At 65.3% G+C, this 18,316-nt stretch carries 11 protein-coding genes and 1 tRNA gene; 7 read left to right on the forward strand and 5 right to left on the reverse strand.

The window, feature by feature from the left end; genetic code table 11:
* Positions 1-51: 51 nt before the first annotated feature.
* Together ACFXPK_RS06555 and ACFXPK_RS06560 are read left to right on the forward strand one after the other, a co-directional pair.
* Complete coding sequence (locus ACFXPK_RS06555; RefSeq protein WP_385072358.1) at positions 52-1,065, forward strand: Ku protein; 1,014 nt, start codon at positions 52-54, stop codon at positions 1,063-1,065.
* A gap of 87 nt (positions 1,066-1,152) precedes the next feature.
* Positions 1,153-1,224: transfer RNA gene (locus ACFXPK_RS06560), tRNA-Arg, on the forward strand.
* 142 nt (positions 1,225-1,366) lie between these two features.
* Here the strand turns inward: ACFXPK_RS06560 and ACFXPK_RS06565 are convergent.
* The 3 genes from ACFXPK_RS06565 to ACFXPK_RS06575 form a co-directional block, all read right to left on the reverse strand.
* The gene (locus ACFXPK_RS06565; RefSeq protein ID WP_385072360.1) at positions 1,367-1,990 is read right to left on the reverse strand and encodes a DUF4232 domain-containing protein; all 624 of its coding nucleotides are present in this window, start codon (positions 1,988-1,990) and stop codon (positions 1,367-1,369) included.
* Between the two features lie 224 nt (positions 1,991-2,214).
* Positions 2,215-2,886: a DUF4276 family protein gene (locus tag ACFXPK_RS06570; RefSeq protein ID WP_385072363.1), complete on the reverse strand. Its 672-nt coding sequence runs from the start codon at positions 2,884-2,886 to the stop codon at positions 2,215-2,217.
* The gene (locus tag ACFXPK_RS06575; RefSeq protein ID WP_385072366.1) at positions 2,883-4,001 is read right to left on the reverse strand and encodes an AAA family ATPase; all 1,119 of its coding nucleotides are present in this window, start codon (positions 3,999-4,001) and stop codon (positions 2,883-2,885) included. Before ACFXPK_RS06575 ends, ACFXPK_RS06570 begins: the two co-directional genes overlap by 4 nt.
* A gap of 280 nt (positions 4,002-4,281) precedes the next feature.
* Between ACFXPK_RS06575 and pglW the strand changes: the two genes are divergently transcribed.
* On the forward strand, positions 4,282-8,919 hold the full coding sequence (pglW, locus tag ACFXPK_RS06580; RefSeq protein WP_385072369.1) for a BREX system serine/threonine kinase PglW: 4,638 nt from the start codon (positions 4,282-4,284) through the stop codon (positions 8,917-8,919).
* Positions 8,920-9,094: 175 nt separating this feature from the next.
* Here pglW and ACFXPK_RS06585 read toward each other — a convergent pair whose 3' ends face one another.
* Both ACFXPK_RS06585 and ACFXPK_RS06590 read right to left on the reverse strand, forming a co-directional pair.
* Complete coding sequence (locus tag ACFXPK_RS06585) at positions 9,095-9,367, reverse strand: hypothetical protein (RefSeq protein WP_385072372.1); 273 nt, start codon at positions 9,365-9,367, stop codon at positions 9,095-9,097.
* A complete protein-coding gene (locus ACFXPK_RS06590; protein ID WP_385072374.1) occupies positions 9,364-9,651 on the reverse strand; it encodes a hypothetical protein in 288 nt (95 codons plus the stop codon). The genes ACFXPK_RS06585 and ACFXPK_RS06590 overlap by 4 nt, the downstream gene beginning before the upstream one ends.
* A gap of 117 nt (positions 9,652-9,768) precedes the next feature.
* Here ACFXPK_RS06590 and ACFXPK_RS06595 point away from each other — a divergent pair, with 117 nt between their 5' ends.
* The 4 genes from ACFXPK_RS06595 to ACFXPK_RS06610 all read left to right on the forward strand — a co-directional run.
* Positions 9,769-10,602, forward strand: a complete 834-nt coding sequence (locus ACFXPK_RS06595; RefSeq protein ID WP_385072377.1) for a Scr1 family TA system antitoxin-like transcriptional regulator — start codon at positions 9,769-9,771, stop codon at positions 10,600-10,602.
* Positions 10,599-10,805 carry a DUF397 domain-containing protein gene (locus ACFXPK_RS06600; protein ID WP_385072380.1) on the forward strand — a complete coding sequence of 69 codons (207 nt, stop codon included), beginning with the start codon at positions 10,599-10,601 and terminating at the stop codon, positions 10,803-10,805. The genes ACFXPK_RS06595 and ACFXPK_RS06600 overlap by 4 nt, the downstream gene beginning before the upstream one ends.
* A 124-nt stretch (positions 10,806-10,929) precedes the next feature.
* Positions 10,930-14,631: a BREX-2 system adenine-specific DNA-methyltransferase PglX gene (pglX, locus tag ACFXPK_RS06605; RefSeq protein ID WP_385072383.1), complete on the forward strand. Its 3,702-nt coding sequence runs from the start codon at positions 10,930-10,932 to the stop codon at positions 14,629-14,631.
* 172 nt (positions 14,632-14,803) lie between these two features.
* Positions 14,804-18,316: phage resistance protein (locus ACFXPK_RS06610; protein WP_385072386.1), on the forward strand; the 3,513-nt coding region annotated here is incomplete at its 3' end.

Below are 18,316 nucleotides of genomic sequence, written 5' to 3' on the forward strand. Positions count from 1 at the left end.
TCATCAGGAAACTCCGCTTACTCCCTCTTCCTGGATGAAAGGTGCGGAACCTTGCGATCCATATGGAACGGCGCTATCTCCTTCGGGCTGGTCAGCATCCCGATCAAGCTGGTGAACGCCACCGAGAACCACTCCATCTCCTTCCGCCAGATCCACAAGGCGGACGGCGGCCGGATCCGCTACCGGAAGGTCTGTGAGCTGGACCAGGAAGAGGTGGCGACGTCCGACATCGGCAAGGCGTACGAGGACGCGACCGGCACCATGATCCCGATCACGGACGACGACCTGGCCGGGCTGCCGCTGCCGACGGCGAAGACGATCGAGATCGTGGCGTTCGTCCCGGCGTCCTCGATCGACCCGCTCCAGATGGACGCGGCGTACTACCTCTCCGCGAGCGGCGTCCCGGCCGCCAAGCCGTACACGCTGCTCCGCGAGGCGCTGAAGCGCAGCCAGAAGGTCGCCGTCGCCAAATTCGCGCTGCGGGGCCGGGAGCGGCTGGGAATGCTGCGGGTGGTCGGCGACGTGATCGCCATGCACGGTCTGCTCTGGCCGGACGAGATCCGTACGCCCGAAGGCGTCGCCCCGGAGACCGAGGTCACCGTACGCGACGCCGAACTCGACCTGGCCGACGCCCTGATGGACACCCTGGGCTCGGTCGACCTCGACTCGCTGCACGACGACTACCGCGAGGCGGTCGAGGAGATGATCGCGGCGAAGGCGGAGGGCGCCCCGCCCCCCGAGCGCGAGTCGGCGGAGGCCGGGGGCGGCCGTGTCCTCGACCTGATGGCGGCGCTGGAGAACAGCGTGCGCGCGGCGAAGGAGGCACGGGGCGACGACAAACAGGTGGCCGAGGTGACGGACCTCCCGGCGAGGCGGCGCAAGGCCGGCGCGACGGCCGGGAGCACCCCGGCGAAGGAACCGGCGCCGAAGAAGACGACGTCCAAGGCGGCGGCCAAGAAGACGCCCGCGAAGACGGCCACGAAGAAGACGACGGCGAAGAAGGCCACACGGAAGAAGACGGCGGCCAAACGCACCACCCCCGCCCCCAAGCGAGCCTCCGCCTGACCCCGGCCCGGCCCCGTCATACCTGTTCACGGCCACCCCACCGAAGCTGGTAGGGTTTCCTTCGTCGCCAAGCAACACCGGCAACACGCCCCCGTAGCTCAGGGGATAGAGCAACGGCCTCCGGAGCCGTGTGCGCAGGTTCGAATCCTGCCGGGGGCACTCGCCGAGGCACCTACGAGAATCCGTAGGTGACCAGGGCGGATGCCGACAGGAAATGCGCGGGTCAGTCTCACTGACCCGCGCTTTTCGTTGTCCCGCACCCGGCGCCGCCCGTTGCCGGGCGGACCGCCGCTGCAAGGGGTCAGTCGGACTTCTGCCAGGGCGTCGTTCCGAGCCGGCCCGAGTCCGTCAGGTCGAGGGGGCCGTCGAGGGTCTCCATGGTCTGGGGACGTTCCCCGGGAGCCGGGGTGATCTCCAGGTAGGTCGTCGACGTGTCGGGCGACATCATGCGCCAGCTCAGACCCGACCGGGCCGTCTCGCCGGGCTTCAGGGTCAGGGGCGCGGGGTCGGGGGCGGGGCCCGCCATGTGGATGGCGTCCGTTCCTTCGAGGACCTCGATGTCGTACGGGTCGCGCTCCTCGTCCAGGACCCGGACGGAGGGGTAGCCGTTCAACTCGTACGGGCGCGTACCGCAGTTGGTCAGGGTCACGGTCATGGCACGCAGCCCCATCGCACCCTGGACCGGACCGGGTGTCACTCGTACGCCGGACGTGGGGCAGGCGGCGGGGGCGGCAGGCTCGGAGGGCGCGGTGGTCGGTACGGTCCGGGGCGTGGTGGACGCCGGCACGGGCTCGACGGGCTCCGCCGTCGCCGTCCGCGCGGGGTCGATCTCGCGCTCCAGTTCCCGCTCCAGGCTGCTGCAACCGGTGGCCAGCACGGCCGCCGCGGCGAGGGTCAGGACATGTCCGATGCGTATGACGGTCACGCGGCGATCATCGCACCTCCTCGCCGGATCGGTTCCGATGCGGTGCGCCGGCATCAGATGTCTGGGTTGTTCTGTAGCCAGTTACGAGCGATGTCCTGTTGCGCCAGCGCGCTTCTTCGTGGACGAAGGAGTGGTGTTGGTACGTATGCCCTCAGGTAGAAAAGGAAGGCAACAGGGAGGGGGAAACCTGTGTAGGTCGGGTGATTTCGACCAAGGTCGATAGTTCAATTCGGTTCTGCTTGCGCCAACAGTTCGCAGATCCAGGAATCGAAATGTGGGCTCACTGCTCGGAGAGCCGGCAAGCCGAGTTGGGTCACCGCGACCGGTCCGTCCAGTCTCTTGTTGTACCCCGGCAGCAAACGTTGCAGACGCTTCGACGGAGCGGTGTCCGGTCCGTTGTTCACCAGTTCGGGGCCGCCCGCCGCGTCTGCCTGTCGCTGGAGTTCCCCGCCCAGCGCGGGGTCCTCGTACCACTCCGCAAGCTGTTCCGCGGCTGCGAAGACCCACGCCTCGGTCTCATGCATGACGAGATAGGGGACGAACCGGGGGTGGTTGATCCGCTCAGCGATCCGCTGCTCCACATGTTCCACACGCTGTCGTGGTGACCCCGTTGGGCGATCCGCCATCCCCGGGCTGTCCGGCGGGAGCCCGTAGTAGTCGAGCAGCGTGGTTACCGCAGCCCAGTGCGGGGTGCTCGACAGCCGGTTCCGCAGGTCTTTCTCGATCTTCGACCACTTGCTGACCCCGCCTCGTCCGGACGGTCCGCCAGCGGTACTGCCGGTCAGCAGAATGGTGGGTACGAGGAAGATTCCCTCAGGTTCGAGTTCAGGGCCGAGGAATTCTCTGACCATGGTCTCCTCGGTCTGACCCTCGCACAACACACCCACCGTGATCACGCCGTGCGTCCCCGCTTCATTACCTCACGGACCGGACGACCGCCCAGCACGTTCTTCTCCCACAGGTCACCGAGGGAGTAGTCCTCCAGCCAGTCCTGCAGCTGCTCCGCATCGGGACGGCGCAGCACGGTGGCTCCATCCTCCCGCTCCACCACCACGATGTCCTCCAGCGAGAACTGGTTGAGCAGCGTCACCGACTGCGTGGCGATGACGACCTGGCTGCGGACCGCAATGGAGCGCAGCATGTCCGCAAGCTGCACGACGGCATAAGGATGAAGGCCCAGTTCAGGTTCGTCCAAGGTGAGCAGCGCCGGTGGATCCGGCTGCTGCAGCAGCACGCACAGGCAGATGTAGCGAAGTGTTCCGTCCGACAGCGCCTCGGCAGGGAAGATCGTGTCGACCCCGTCCTGCAGCCAGCGCAGACGGATCTTTCCACCCGGCTCCTCGGTCAGCAGAAAATCCCGGAAGAACGGTGCGGCCATGCGCACCGCTCGCACGATCCGCCGGTACGCCTTCGGCTCGCTGTCACGCAGCCGCAGGAGGAAGGCTGCGAGGTTCTTCGCGTCCGGTCTGAGCGCCTCGTTGTCCGCGGTGAATCCGAGCTTCTTGACCGGCGCGTTGCTGCTGGTGTCCTGGAAGTGGAAGACCCGGCAGCCACCCAGGATCGTGCGCATCGGACCGGCCAGCCGGGAAAGCTGCTCCATCTCCTTCTCCCGCAGAAGGGATTCCCGGTGCCCCTGCCCGAAGCTCTCGTTCAAGGGAGGACCATGGCCGCGCTCGTGGAAGTGCCCCTTCTCCGTGGCGAAGATGAAGGAGTCGTTGGCGGCTGGAATGAGATGAGCCTCATAACGGTACGGTTCCGCGGACACCGTGAGCCGAATACCTTCCTCGGCCCGTGGCCCGGCGTACTGCATGGCACCTGCCCCGCCGCGCAGCCCGACCTCCAGGCTCAGCTCCCCGTCGGCCATCCGTCCAAGCAGTTCCAGGGCCCCGACGACATTGCTCTTGCCCGCGCCATTGGCACCGACCAGAACTGTGACGTCACCGAGCGTGAGCACGCTGGAGCGGATCGAGGCATACCCTTCGATGTCTACCTGTGAGAGCTTGTACGGCATGCCCTCAGCCTATGGCAGCGGTCCGGAATCCCTGCTCAGGCGGTCACAGCAACGGTCCTGTTGCCTTCCGCCCACCGGAGACCCGTGCCCCACGGCCGTCGAGGGCTTCTTGTCGGTGCATGCGGATACGCTGAGTCGCTGAGAAGCCGAGCTGAGCCGAGACAAGGCGACGACAGGCCAGGGCTGCATATCGACCGGCAGGTCGCAGGCCGGATGGGGTCTGGCCGTTCCGGTCGGTCCGGCAGGCGAGAACAAACGCGGGAAGGGAAGGATTGCGACCATGCGCGACGGCCGCTGGACAACGGTCACCGAGTCGCAGTTCCAGCACGAGCGCAGCGGCCTGCTGTATCTCAAGGAACGGCTGCCCGGTGATGAGCCCTACCGGGCCTGGTCCAATTTCACCTTCACCGCGAACACCGGCCACGTCCGTGAAGTAGATCTGCTCGTGGCCGCACCCGCGGGTCTCTACCTGATCGAGTTCAAGGCATGGCAGGGCGCGGTCGCCTCCTCCGGCGCCAGCTGGGTCCAGACGACGTCCGACGGCCGGCGCCGCGTGTTCCGCAACCCCCGGCATCTGGCAAATCAGAAGGCCAAGGAGCTCAAGGGCCTGCTCAAGGACGCCATGCAGCGAGCCAATATCCGCCGCCCGGTTCCCTACATCCAAGAGCTCGTCTTCTTCACCGAGCCCGGCCTGCGCATCAACCTCGCAGCCAATGACCTGGCCGGCGTCGTCGGCAAGCACGGGCATGCCACACTCCCTGACGTTCTCGCCGAGATCCAGCGACCGGCCCACGATGTGCAGGGCGGCATCGACCCGCAGCTGTCCAAACGGCTCGGCAAGCTCTTCGAGAGCATCGGCATCGGCCGGTCCGACGCGGAGTTCCACGTCGGTACGTACCGGCTGGACCGCAAACCCTTCGACACCGGACCGAACTGGGCCGACTATCTCGGGCACCACGACTCGCTGCGCAGGGTCCGCCGGGTGCGGCTCTACCTCCGTGAGCGCGGCGGGGACCGGCAGGCGCGCGAGTCCATCAGCCACACCGCGGAGCGTGAGGCCCAAGTCCTCCAAGGCCTGGCCCACCCAGGTCTCGTCACGCTGGAGAACTTCGACGAGAGCGGCCACAGCGCCGGCCCCGCGCTGGTCTACGAGTATGATCCACGCACCCTTCGCCTGGACGACTACCTCGTCCAGTACGGCGACAAGCTCGGTGCCCGGGAGCGCGCCGGAATACTGCGCCATCTCGCCGAGACCTTGAACTACGCCCACCGCCACCGGCTTTACCATCGCACCCTCTGCGCCCGAGCGGTCCACGTACGGCCCGGCCCTCGCCATCGAGGGGAGAGCGATGAGCAGCGCTGGCTGCATCCGCGCCTGCAGATCGCGGAGTGGCAGACGGCGGTGCGCCGCGGCTCGGACTCCGCGACCGGCGGATCCGGCTTCTCCTTGACGAGCGGGCACGAGATCGTCCCGTCGAACAATGTTGCGGCGTACGTCTCCGAAGCGGCCGACCCCTATCTGGCACCCGAACTGACGGCCAGGTCCCCCGACCCGGTGGCGCTGGACGTCTTCGGACTCGGTGTGCTCGGCTATCTGCTCTTCACCGGAAAGGCGCCCGCGTCGAGCCAGGCGGCCCTGACCGCACGGCTGGAGCAGGGGAACGGCCTGGCACCGTCCTCCCTCGTCGACGGTCTCTCCGGGTACGTCGACGAGCTCATCCAGGCCGCCACCGCCTACGGCCCGGCCCGCCGGACCCGTACGGTGGCCGAGTTCCTGGAAATGCTCGACTCCGTCGATCTGGATCTGGCAGAGCCCACCGAGAACGGCGACGAGTCCGCGGCAGCCCCCGTCGAGGAGAGCGACCCGCTGGACGCCCGCCCGGGGGAACTGGTCGGTGGCCGCTTCCGTATCAAGCGCAGCCTCGGTCAGGGCTCGACCAGCCGCGCTCTGCTGGCCGAGGACACCGAGCGCGGCAATGCCCCGGTCGTCCTGAAGATCGCGCGCAAGGACGACTACGCAGCGGTATTGCGCCGGGAGTCGGGAGTTCTCGCCCAGCTCCGCAACGATTCCAAGGTGATCCGGCCCGCCTTGCCCGAGCCCATCACAATCGGCCCCCGCACCGTGCTGGTCCTCGACCACGCGGGTGACCGCACCGTGGCACGACAGCTGCGTGAGGAAGGACGGCTGCTGCCGGACCAGCTGGCGACGTACTCCACGTACCTGTTCGCCGCCGTCGACTTCCTCGAAGGAGAGGGAGTCTGGCACCGCGACCTCAAACCGGACAACATCGCCATCCGAGTCCGCCCCAACGGCACCAAACAACTGGTCCTCTTCGACTTCTCACTCGCCAACGCCCCGGTGGACCAGATCACTTCGGGCACGGACGGCTATCTCGACCCGTTCGTCGGGATCATCACCCGGGGCCGGTACGACGCCCACGCAGAGCGGTACGCGCTGGCCGTCACCCTGCACGAAATGGCTTCCGGCGAGCTGCCCATCTGGGGCGACGGCAAGACCATCCCGCGCCAGACCGACGCCAAGCAGTGGCCCTGCCCGCAGATCGCCGCCGAAGCCTTCGACCCGTCCCTCCGCGACGGCCTCGTGGAATTCTTCCAGCGGGCCCTCCACCGGGACGTCCGGCACCGCTTCCCCGGGCTCCAGGAGATGCAGAAGGAGTGGCAGCGCGTCCTGCTCCTCGCCGACCAGCCCGCGGTCGGCCGCCCCTCCAAACACCTGGAAGCGATCGGGGAGCTGCCGGCCGACGAGAGTGCCGACGAAACCGCCCGGCGGGAGGAGGCCGCCGCACAGGCGACGAGGGAGACCAGCCTCGCCGTGTCCGGCCTTTCCCAGCGGGCCGTCTCCTTCCTCAACAATCTGAACCTGAACACGGTCGGTGCGCTGCTCGACTACTCCACCCGGCGACTGGTCAACCAGCCCGGTCTCGGCGCCAGGACCCGCGACGAGATCAACGCCCGGCTCAAGCAGTGGCGCCTCGCCTTCCACGCACGGCAGCCATCCCCACTCTCCCCGGCCGAGCGCGGAGACTCGGCCGACGAGGTCGCGGAAGCCAAGGCGGAACAGCAGGAAGCGGGCAGCACGCGACCACTGCGCAGGCTCAGCCTGGACGCCCTGGTCACGCTCCTCGTCCCGAAGCCCGCACCGAAGGGCCGCAACACCACCGAGGTCGAAGCAACCCGGTTGTTGCTGCGTCTGCCCGACGAGCAGGGCAGGTTCCCCGACGACCTGCCGAGCTGGCCATTGAACAAGTCGGTCGCCCCCCTCACCAGCGAGCAGGTCACCGAGGGCCGCATTGCCCAGATCCTCGGTGACCAGCGCAAACGCTGGAGCCGGGAACAGGCACTCGTCGAACTGCGCAACGAGGTCATCGACATACTCACCGCGTTCGACCGGGTCGCCTCCGCTGCCGAACTCGCCGAGACCCTCGTCGCCAAACGCGGCACCATGCAGGCCGACCCCGCCGTGCGCGCGGCCCTGGGCCTGGCGGCAACCCGGGCGGCGTACGAGGTCGACTGGGCCCTGACTCCCCGACGGCTGCGCGGGCGTCGGCACGGCGACACCGGCGACAATGTCATGCTCATCGCCCTGGAGGTCGACGAGGACACCGACCGTCCCGAGACCCCCTCCGGTCCGTCCCTGCTCGACTACGCGGACCGGCTCGGCAAAGCGGCGGAGAGCCTCGCCGGCCGGGACACCCTGGCCAGCCCCAGCACCGTACTGGAGCAGGTGATGGCGGCCGACGACGCCTTCCACGCCAAGTACCCCGATGTGCGCATCGCCCTGGACGAGGCCAGGATGGTCACGCTCGCAGCCGCCGCCGGCCGGGGCGCGGCGGCAAACGCCCGCCTGGAGATCTACTCCCGGGACCTGCCGCCCGTACGAGTCCTGCGCCTCACCCAGGCCGGACTCATCCTGCCTCTGGCCGGCGCGCCGGACCACCAGCAGCAGGGGCTGACCGTCGAGAACATCCACGACCGGGTGAGGGCCCGTTTCCCCGAGCTGCGAGCACCGCTGCCGGACCACTACAACCCGCTGGGCAAGCTCCTGCGCCAGGCCGGCTTCGAAGTGCAGTGGCGTACGGACCCGAGGACCAAGCGCGGCCAGTTCTACCCGAAGCGCGGTGCGGGCTCCGGGGATCCCACCTCCGTCGTGAGCCGCCGCAATACGACCCGCGGCACCCGGCTGGGCCCCTGGGCCGCACAGGAACCGGAGCTGGAACCCGCCAGGCGCGCGGACACGCAACTGCTCGTGGCCAGGGACCGGCCCGGGTTCCGGGTACTGACCGTGAGCATGGACCGCTACCAGCCCGCGCTGGAGGAGCTGACCAGGCCGGGCGGACAGCGGGGCCGGTTCACCGCCGAGCCCCTGAACGTGAGCGCGCTGTACCTCCGGTCCCTGCACCACTTGGTCGACGCCCGCCCCAAGCCGACCTGGGAGACCATCCTGAAGGCGGACATCGCCGAGCCGGGCTCACGCGGGGCGCTGAAGTTCGCCGAGTACACGGCGGCGGCATGGCGCGAGGTGGAGCAGCAACTGACCGCCGCGCTCACCTCCGGGGAGCGGGCGCCGGGTTCCGGCGCTGCCGCTGTTTCCGAAGCCGACTCCGACTCCGTCGCTGCTACCGAGGGGCGCCGCCCCCTGCTGCTCCACGACGCGGCGGTCCTGGCCCGGTACGGCGGTATGGGCGTCCTGCAACGGATGTCGGACCTGGTGAGGAGCGGGGGACCGCGGCAGCGCGGTCTGTGGATCCTCACCTCGACAGCCGACCCTACGGCGGCTCCGTGGCTGGACGGGAAGACCGTCCCCCTTCAGGACCCGGAGGAGTGGATCAGGCTGGTCGACGACTGGGTCACCAACCGGCACCGGTCGGACCGTACGGGCGGCGGGCGGGCGGCGTAGTTCCGGGTCGGAGGCGTTGGCGGCGCCCGCGATGGATCTTGTCCCGTCCAGCCAGGCCCATGGACGGGACGTGTGCGCAGAGGCGTGACCGCGCGTACGAGCGCTGACAAGGACATGATCCCGAACCGGTGGGGCAGGGCGACGTGGCCCGCCCCACCGGCCTGCTCGACGAGGGCTACGCCTTCTCGCCCCGGCTGACGGCGTTGGCGACCGCCACGGCCGCGCTGAGCCGCTCCCCGGCCGTCGCGAGCCGCACGCGCTCGGGCTCAGCATCCCACTCCAGGCCACCCCCGAGGGGACGCAACTGGAGATACGGCCCCACGTTGCCTCTCACTTCCCCGATACGGCCGGGCATCTCATCGCGGACGACGGCGCCGGGCGCGAAGTGCGCGAGTGACGGCGGTTTGGGGTGCCGCGCTGAGGGGCGCTCCGAGGGCGCGGCGTTCACGGCGCCGCGTTACGGAGTGCGACTGTGAGCCGCCGAGCCGTTTCGAGATTGCAGCGGCCGAGTTCCACGAGGGGACGGGGCGTGATGAACGCATAGCTGGGGGGATCGATGCCCAGGGACGGCAGGGTGATACCGAGGACGGTCAGAGCCTCGTCGAGCCCCCGCACGGCCTCGGTGACCGCGGTGTGCGGGTCGGTGAGGTCGGTGACGGGGGCGGGCGACGGATCGCTGGGTACGTGGGCGAGGGGGCCGGTAAGGGAGTCGAGCTTCGGCTTGTCGGTCACGGGAGCCTTTCCGTTTGAGCTGAGAGTTACGGTTTGTGCTCACAGCGTGACGGAATGGGGCTACGCTGGGTAGGGAATCCAGCCCAGCAACAGCTCTGTGCCGAGGGGATATTGGCCATGACCCAGCCGAAAAACCTGGACCCGTACGTTTCGCCGACCGCGTTCTACGGAGCGGAGCTGCGCCGTGTTCGGGAGGCGGCGGGGTGGTCGCAGGAACGCCTCGGTGAGCTGGTGTTCTGCTCGGGGACGTACATCGGGCAGTTCGAGTCGGCCGTCAGGCGACCGCAGCTGGACATGTCGAAGCTGCTGGACGGAGCACTGGGCACGGGCGAGCATCTTCAGCGGCTGTGCAAGCTGGCGCGGCAGTCGAAGCACGCGGACTACTTTGCGGACGCGGCGGAGCTGGAGACGTTGGCGAAGACGATCAGCGAGTACTCGTCGATGCTGATCCCGGGGTTGTTGCAGACGGAGGGGTATGCGCGGGCGTTGATCCGATCCGCCCAGCGTTTCGAGCCGCAGGCCACGGTGGATGAACTGGTGAAGGCGAGGCTTGAGCGACAGAGCTTGCTTGAAGGCCCCACGGCTCCGGTGCTGTGGGTAGTTCTGCACGAAGCAGTGCTCAAAGTGTCTGTGGGCGGTCCTGCAGTCATGTGCGAGCAGTTGAACAGCCTCTCCAAACTGATCCGCGCCAACCATCGCGTCCTTGTACAGGTGCTTCCGTTCTCGACCGGAGCCCAGGCATTCCTCAACGGAACAACGATTCAGATGACCTTCGCAGATGCTCCGCCAGTCACGTACACGGAGAGCGCATACACAGGGCAACTCATCGAGGATCCAAGGCTGGTTGCCAATTACCAGAGGGCATACGATCTGACGAGTGCCGCCTCGTTGTCGCCGGAGGCGTCTCTCACTCTGATCGAATCAGCTGCGAAGGACTACGCGACACCATGATCACCCAATACAGCCTGAGCGTTGCATCCTGGCGCAAGTCGTCGCACAGCAACGGAGACGGGGGAGCCTGCGTTGAGGTTGCCGACGGCTTCCTCCGCGTCGTGCCTGTCCGAGACAGTAAGCACCCCGAGGGCCCAGCCCTCGTCTTCCCGGCCAAAGGCTGGGAGTCCTTCGTCACAGAGGTCAAGGCCGGAGGGCTCTGACCCTCGCAGCCACCCTCTACGCCCCGTCACTCGCCTGAGTGACGGGGCTTCCTTGTGGTGAAATGGACATCTGCGCGCCATCCGGCGTCTCCCGTGACCAAACAACAAGGATGTTGGTGCTTCAGTGATCGACAGCAAGCGGCTGCTCACCGACCTGCAAGCGCAGGTCGCTCGGGTCGAAGCTGATCTGCACGCACAGCTCGGCGTGTTGCCAGAGGTCGATCAGCGCTTGCGAAATGAGCACCAGGGTGCCTTTTCCGCCAAGCGAACGGCAGCCTCAGCAACAGAGTGGATCGGTGAGCGGGTTACTCAGTCAGCGGTGGCATGGGTCCTAGCCACGGTTTTCGTACGCTTCTGTGAGGACAACAGTCTCCTTACAACCCCGTATTTTGCTGGCCCCGTTCTTGCCAGGCAGTCACATGCAGAGGAACTGCACGAGCAGTTTATGACCGAGAATGCTGCTCACACGCATCGAGACTGGCTACTCGCTGCTTTCAGTGAACTTGGATCAGGCCAGGCCGGGAATCTTCTATTTTCCCCCCGGCATAATCCGCTCTATCAGATCGACATTTCGCATGATGCGGCCAAAGTGCTTATTGATTTTTGGAGGAAACGTGAAGATGGCGGTGAGTCGACGAAGTTGACGCACAGCTTTTATGATCCGAAATGGGATACTCGTTTTCTCGGAGATATCTATCAGGACCTATCTTCTGACGCTCGCGAAAAGTATGCTCTTCTTCAAACTCCAGATTTCGTCGAGGAATTTATTCTTGATCGCACATTGGGACCTGCAATCGGAGAGTTTGGTCATGATGTAGTTAAGGTAATTGATCCTACGTGCGGATCTGGGCACTTTGTGCTGGGAGCCTTCCACCGCCTTCTTTCCTCTTGGGAGGAAAAGTCTCCTAGCGTTGATATCCATACCCGAGTTAGGTCTGCTCTGGATGCAGTGCACGGAGTCGATATCAACCCATTTGCTGTTGCTATTGCAAAATTCCGCCTCTTCGTGGCAGCCCTGAAGGCCTCAGGTGTGAGGAAACTTCGTGATGCACGCACGCGAGAGTTTCCTCTGCACATCGCTACGGGTGATGCACTTCTGAAATCTGAGCAGCTGGAAATCTTTGCAATGTCCACGGAGGGTAAAGCTCCCGAAGGTCCTGGTGATTTTTCATATACAACGGAAGATGTTGTTGATCATTTGAATATTCTGCAAGAAGGTAGGTATCATGTAGTAGTAGGGAATCCCCCTTACATTGCGGCGAAGGACCGTGTCCTCAACGGTGTCTATCGTGATCTTTACAAGAAGACCTGTAGTGGAAAATACGCACTAACCGTTCCGTTCGCACAACGCTTCTTTAGCCTGGCGGTGTCGGGTGGGCGAAGTGGTGGCTCTGGTTACGTTGGCCAAATCACGTCCAATTCATTCATGAAGCGAGAGTTTGGTGAAAAACTGATTCAAAACTTTCTGGCTAATGAAGTCGATCTTACTGAGGTGATCGATACTTCGGGCGCGTATATTCCAGGACACGGAACACCCACTGTCATTCTGATTGGCCGGAATCGGCGCAGTGAATTCGGTGCTCGAACAGTGAGGGCGGTGCGTGGAATTAAGGGTGAGTCTATTATTCCGAAAAATCCGGCCGATGGTCTTGTGTGGCGAGAAATTGAAAAATTTATTGATGCTCCCGGAAAGAATTCAGGGGAGTGGGTATCTGTCGATAATTTGGAGCGCAAGCGTCACTTTTCTAAGCATCCGTGGATTCTCAATGACGGCGGCTTGGAGGCCATCTCGGAAATCGGCGCCGGGGCGATCTCCCGGATTGCGAAATCTGCACTCCGTGTGGGAGTGTTTGGGATTCCTGGGGCGGATGAAGCCATGCTAGCAAATGAGAGTTCATGGCTCCGTCGTGTGGGTGATATGGATCTTGCTAGAGATTTGCTGGTTGGGGATGACTGTCGTGATTGGAATGCGAATGCAAAGACCGTTGCATTTTTCCCGTACACTAGCGAATTCAAGCTGACGTCACCACCGAGTGAATCACCTGAGTATCGTTGGCTCTGGCCGTCTCGCACTGCCCTGGGGCTTCGCGCTACCTTTTCTAAGGAGACTTATTTTGCCGAGGGGCGGGAATGGTTCGGGTGGCATCAGGTAACGCGAGATGCGGAAGCGCATCCATGGACTCTTACGTTCGGATTTACCGCAAGTCATAATCATTTTTCACTGGAGCGCACTGTAAAGGCTTTCAAGCAGACCGCTCCAGTGATTAAACTTCACAAAGAGGCCACCGAGGGAGATCATCTCGAAATTCTTGGATTGTTGAATTCCTCGACGGCGTGCTTTTGGCTCAAGCAGGTATGTCAGGAGAGGCCAAATAATGGAGTGAAACGTGGCCTGGAAGCGGAAAAATGGACGGCCCACTTTGACTTCAACGGCACCAACGTCCAGGAGTTCCCCCTCCCAGCCCGCTACCCCCTCACCCGCGCCACCGAACTCGACGCCCTCGCCCAGCAGCTCACCGCGACCAGCCCCGCCGCCCTCACCGCTGACCCCGAGAAGCCCCCCACCGCCGAGTCCCTGGCCGCTGGCCAGGACGAGTGGCACCGCATCCGCGCCCGCATGATCGCTGTGCAGGAGGAACTGGACTGGGAGGTGTACGGCATCTACGGGTTGCACGATGACCTCACCGCGCCCGTCGATTCGCTCCCCGTCCTCGGGCTGGAGCTCGGACAGCGGGCGTTCGAGATCGACCTCGGCGACAGGGTCAAGAAAGGAGAGGCGCAGACCGAATGGTTCCGCCGGCACAACTCCACCATGATCAGCGAGATTCCCTCCGGCCCCGATTGGCCGGAGGAGTACCGGCGTACCGTCGCGCGGCGGCTTGAAGCGATCAAGAATTCCGCCGTGATCGGTCTGGTCGAGCGGCCCGAGTACAAGCGGCGCTGGCTGACGGACGGCTGGGACAGCCAGCAGAAGGCCGCTCTGCGTGAATGGCTGCTGGCCCGGATGGAACGGCGTGACTTCTGGTACGTGATGGGGGACGACAGTGTCGAGCGTCCCCGTACGCGCACCGTCGGTCAACTCATCGACGACCTCAACTCCGATACCGACTTCGTCGACGTTGCCGCCCTTTACACGCCCGGTGAAGACCTTGCCACCGTCGTGCCCGAACTGATCTCCGACCAGCATGTGCCGTTCCTGGCCGCGCTCCGTTACAAGGAGTCCGCGATCAAGAAGAAGCGTTCGGTCTGGGAGCAGGTCTGGGACATGCAGCGTGCCGAGGACGACGCCGCTGCCGAAGGTGATCTGGAGAAGTCCCTGAAGATCCGGGACAGTATTCCGGTCCCGCCCAAATATGTGACTGCTGACTTCGTCAAGCCGTCGTACGCCGCCCAGCGCGGTGGGCTCGATGTGCCCAAGGAACGGTTCATCTCCTACAGCCGTACTCTCGCCGACCCCACCGAGTTCCTCGGCTGGGGCGGCTGGGACCACCAGGAGCAGGCGCTTGCTCTCGTCCAGGCGATCGAGGCCCGTCGTGAGGCGCTGCTCGCTTCCACGACCTGGGACGAGGCCGGACTGACGCCTCTCCTCGCCGGGCTGCTGGAACTGCTGCCCTGGGTGCGTCAGTGGCACCCCGATCACGGTGATTTCTACGCCGAGGTCGTTGCCGACTATCAGCGTGATGCAGAACTGACCGACGAGGCTCTTCGCGGCTGGCGGTCCGTGCCGGCCCGCCGGGGCGGGGGACGTAAGCCCGCCAAGAAGACTGTGGCGGCCGAGACGAGAGCTGATGGGGACGTCGGCGTCGCCGAGGGCGACGAGAGCTGAGGCCGGGGCGGGCCGGGGCCTGGTACCGCACGCCCCGAACCGTCTCACCGCTCACCCCGGCAAACCCATGCCCTGCCCCGCCCCCAGCGCGTTAGGCTGGGGGCGTTTGGGCAGGTAGTGAACGGATGGCGCGGTCGCAAACCGGGCATGGCAGACATATGAGGAGCACGCGATGGCAAACCCCACACAGCCCCTGCTGCGTGAGGTTATCGACATCCCGGAAGAGCTCGACCAGAACCAGTACGTACTCAAACTGGTCGAGGCGCTGGAGGACGAAGAGACTCTCGCCAAACACCTTGATGAGTACGTGATCACGGAGCGTCTGGTCGAGCATTTCGGCGAGGCGCTCACCCTCATCGAGTCCGCGTTGGGCAGCGGGATTTCCAAGGCCGCCTATCTGCACGGCTCCTTCGGCTCCGGTAAGTCGCACTTCATGATGGTGCTCAGCGCCCTCCTCGGTGCGCTGCCAGAGGGCGCCCGTCGTGTCCGCGACACGGATGAATTCGTTCCTCTCGTGCGTCAGCACTCGTGGATGCACGAGAAGAAACTTCTGCTTCTGCCGTACCACATGATGGACGCGAAATCGATTGAGCAGCGGGTCCTCGGCGGCTACGTGGACCACATTCGCCGTCGTCATCCCGGGGTCGGGATTCCGCAGGTCTACCGCACCGACGCGCTCTTCGAGAACGTCCGGGAACACCGCTCCCGGATGACCGACGAGGCGTTCATCGACGGACTGCCGAGTGCCCCGCCCGGCGTCGACGACGAGTGGGGCGACGACGACGTCTTCTGGGACACGGAAAAGCTTGACATCGCACTCGACGCCGTCCAGGTTGACGAGAAGACCCTCAACGACACCGACGAGCAATGGCTTCACCACCCCACCACCCCGGGTGGACTGCGGGCCAAGCTTGTTTCCGACGTGCTCAGCTCCTGGTTCAAGGGGTTCTTCACCAACGCGACCGAGGACCGTCACGGCTTCATCTCTCTCGACCGTGGCCTCTCCGTCATCGCCGGTCACGCCAAGTCGCTCGGATACGACGGCGTGGTGCTCTTCCTGGATGAATTGATCCTGTGGATGGCGAGTCGGATCGTCGGGGAGAAGGAGGTGGTGGCCCAGGAAGTCGCCAAGATCACGAACTTTGTCGAGGGAAGCGACGTCCGCCGCCCCATTCCGGTGATCTCCTTCATCGCACGCCAGCGTGATCTGCGCCACCTTGTCGGTGACAAGATGGTCTCCGGAGCGTCGGAAGTGACCATTCAGGACGCCCTGTCCCTCGCGGACGACCGGTTCTCCCTCATCACGCTTCCTGACAGCGACCTCCCGGAGATCGCCTACAAGCGGCTGCTGCACCCCCGTACGGACGTACCCGACGCGGAAGCCAGGATCGACCAAGCCTTCACCAATATCCAGCGGGTGAAGCCCGATATCTGGAACGCCCTGCTGGGCAGCTCCACCGATATCACGAACGCTGACGAGACGGCCTTCCGTAAAGCGTTCCCCTTCTCGCCCGCCTTCATGGACACCTTGGTACGGGTGGCTGAGGCACTGTCCCGCTCCCGCAGCGGGCTGCGGCTCATGGGGCAGATGCTCTCCGACAACAGGGAGACGCTGCCGCTCGGCCAGCTCGTACCGCTCGGCGATCTCTTCGAGGTGCTCAACCGGGGCGGTGGCGACCCGTTCACGCAGCAGTTGCGGGAGCAGTTCCGATCCGCTCTCAAGCTGTACCGCACGACGCTGCGGCCGTATCTGCTGAACACGTACGAGATCAGCGATGCCGATGTCGACGCGTATCTGAAGAATCCGGACGACATCGAGAAGACGGCGGCCGAGAAGATCCAGGCGTTCATCGCCGACAACCGCCTCATGGGAACCCTGCTGCTCTCCGCTCTCGCGCCCAGCGTGCCGGCCTTCCAGAACCTCACGATCAAGCGTCTCGCCGCCCTCAACCACGGTGTGATCACCGCGCCGGTGCCCGGCTTCGAGGCCAAGGCCGTCTCCAAGAAGGCGAAGGAGTGGGCCGAAGCCTTCCCGGAGATCCGTTACGGCGATGGTCCTGATGCGGGCATCTCCCTCAAACTGGTCGACGTCGATTACGAGTCGGTCGTCACCCGTGCGGAGAGCAACAACAACGGTCCCAATCGCCGTTCTCTCCTCAAGCGCCTCCTGTGGGAGGAACTGAGCATCAACCAGGGCCAGCTGGACGACCAGCTCCAGCTGGTGTGGCGCGGTTCCCGGCGCTCGCTCGAAGTGGTCTTCGGGAATATCGCGAACCCCAACTCCCTCGCCGACGAGAAGTTCTCCCCCCGGCAGGACGGCAACTGGCGGTTGGTCATCGACATGCCGTTCGACGATCTGTACGGGACGGCCGAGGACCGGGAGCGCGTGGAGCGTCTGCGGGCCGCTTCCGGTTCGGCGGCCCGGCCGCGCACCATCTGCTGGATTCCCGCGCACTTCACGAGTGATCTCTACGCGAAGTTCCAGCGGCTGGTCATCGTCGACTACGTATTGACCGGTCAGCGTTTCGAGAGTTTCGCCACCCAGCTGAGCCCGAACGACCGCGAACGGGCCAAGGACGCCCTGGAGTCCCAGCACCGTCAGCTGAAGCAGACCATCAAGGACGCGCTGAAGCAGGCGTACGGTCTGGCACCCAAGGATTCCGCGAAGATCAGGGCATACGACGAGCACGTGATGCCACTGCCCGACATGCCGCCGATCGTGCTCCAGTACAACCAGTCGCTGTACGACGCCGTACGGCTGATCGCGGACAACGCGCTGGCCCATCAGTTCCCCGCGCACCCCGACTTCGATCCGCAGAGCGACGGTCTGTCGGTGAAGACCACCGATGTGAAGACGGTCTTCGACTATCTCCGCGATGCCGCCGACGAGGGCTTGGAGATCATCGACATTGCGCCCAAGCACCGGTCGCTGATGGCGCGGATCGCAGGACAGAAAGGGCTGAAGCTCGGCGTCATGCACGAGGCCCGCTTCGAGCTGGGACGGCACTGGGTCGAGCACTTCAACGTCAAGGCCGGCCTGAAGTACGAGGACAAGGACATCCCGGTCACGGACCTGCTGGGCTGGATCGACACACCGTCCCCCTACGGCCTGGACACCCCGCTCGCCAACCTGGTGCTCTGCGCCTACGCGGAACGCACCGACCGGGTGTGGACCCCCTACGGTGGCGGCACGGTCGAGGTCGCGGACCCGATGGCGCTCAAGCCCGGTTACCGGCTGCGCGCTCAGGAACGGCCGGACGAGGAGACCTGGAACGAGGCGCTCGACCGGGCGGAGCGCATCCTGGTCGTGACGGTCACCACCAGGCTGCGCCGGGCACGGCTGATCGCCGAGTTCGCCCAGCGGGTCCGGACGAAGGCCCACGCCGACGTGGGGCACGCGTACAACCTGGTGCAGGAGCTGGAGCGGCGCGCCGGAGCGCTGGGGCTCGATCTGGACTCGGACGAGGGCAGGCTCGGCACCGCACGCAGGGCGCACGATCTGCTCCGGGAGCTCGACGAGGCGCAGGGGCCGCTGGCGGTGGTCCGGGCGCTCGCCTCGGCCGAGGTGGGGCCGGCCGCGGACCAGGATCGGATGGGAACCTCGATCACCACTGCGTCGAATGTGGGCGGGGGGGGGGGTATTGGCACCCAAAAACTCTTAGCCACAGGGGGGGAAAAACAGGGT

It is taken from the genome of Streptomyces sp. NPDC059142 (genome assembly GCF_042755665.1).
Classification (GTDB): domain Bacteria; phylum Actinomycetota; class Actinomycetes; order Streptomycetales; family Streptomycetaceae; genus Streptomyces.

Excerpts from the sequence above, each read along its gene's own strand:
- ACFXPK_RS06600 (WP_385072380.1), top strand. The coding sequence starts at position 10,599 with ATGATCACCCAATACAGCCTGAGCGTTGCATCCTGGCGCAAGTCGTCG.
- ACFXPK_RS06575 (WP_385072366.1), bottom strand. The coding sequence starts at position 4,001 with ATGCCGTACAAGCTCTCACAGGTAGACATCGAAGGGTATGCCTCGATC.
- pglW (WP_385072369.1), top strand. The coding sequence starts at position 4,282 with ATGCGCGACGGCCGCTGGACAACGGTCACCGAGTCGCAGTTCCAGCAC.
- ACFXPK_RS06595 (WP_385072377.1), top strand. The coding sequence starts at position 9,769 with ATGACCCAGCCGAAAAACCTGGACCCGTACGTTTCGCCGACCGCGTTC.